We start from the raw sequence: 1,119 nt of genomic DNA, 5'->3' as shown, positions 1-1,119 counted from the left end.
CTAAATCCTGCCCCGATGCCAATTGACCGCTATTTCCAAGCTCCCCCGTTTTGATCACGAAATCTCTGGCTGCTAAAACAGAGCTTGCCTTATCCACCATAACGCTTGGGGCAACAAAAAGAATATCTCCAGTCCCACCGCCATCTCTTACGGCTTGTAGCCGCGCATTGTGAATATCAAGGGCATTGGTGCTGTTAAAATCTAAACCGCCATAAGTCAATTTACTGTCTGAGACATCAATATGATCTGCAATTAAATACAGCGTTTGCGGCGTGTAAATATGAGAACGATTATTGCTTAAATCGAGAGTGTTTGCCGTCAATCTCACATCCCCCTCAGCAGACAACACATTCTCAACACTGATCTCTCCTGATACCGATGTCAATGTTGCGTTGCCATAGCCAATGACCTGATCATAATAGATGTCGTTGCCTGCAAAAATTTCAATATTGCCACCACTGGCAATCTGACCAACCTTCACCCCTTCTTTTGCTGTAATCAAAAGAAAGCCCTTTTCATCTAAAACAAGATCCCCTGAACCGCCCGTAGAAACGACACCTGTCATCAGTGTGCCTGCATCAAGGCTGCCAACCTTTAAAACAGCTTCTTCACCCGTCATCAGCGAAGAAAAGTCAACCGCCCCACCCTCAATATTTGCCTTGCCATAGGCTAAAAGTTGCCCAAAATGAACGGGAGCATTTGTTGCTGGTTGTGCTTGAATGGCAACATTTTGATGCGACAGAATTGTTTGAGAAACAGATAGCCCGTTATGAGAAACCAGGGCGATATCTCCTGCCCCATAAACACTTTCAGCAACAATCGCCCCTTGACTGCTCTGGAGATCAACATCCCCTTGGGTGCCAAGAACAATAACACCAGCAGCACCCGTTGCCGCCATATCAACCCCACCGGCTAAAAAATGGGCTTGTATATCACCACCGGCATGCGCCTTGAGATTCCCTTGCGCTAAAACAATCCCCTCAAGCTTCAAGTCTCCACCCGATTCAAGAGCCATATCAGCGCCTGACCCTAGCCCTGAAACTTGAAGTGTCTGGCGCGAAGACAGCTCCATATCGCCCCCAGAGGTTGCCTTACCGGCAATCGATAAAAGCCCATCCT

At 47.5% G+C, this 1,119-nt stretch carries 1 pseudogene; it reads right to left on the bottom strand.

Features of this window, described 5'->3' with window-relative positions:
• Nucleotides 1-1,119: pseudogene (locus ACFIO3_RS13625) on the bottom strand (filamentous hemagglutinin); the annotation flags it as partial.

Source organism: Bartonella sp. AD328YNZD, assembly GCF_042196425.1.
This window is presented reverse-complemented; position numbering and strand designations above follow the sequence as displayed.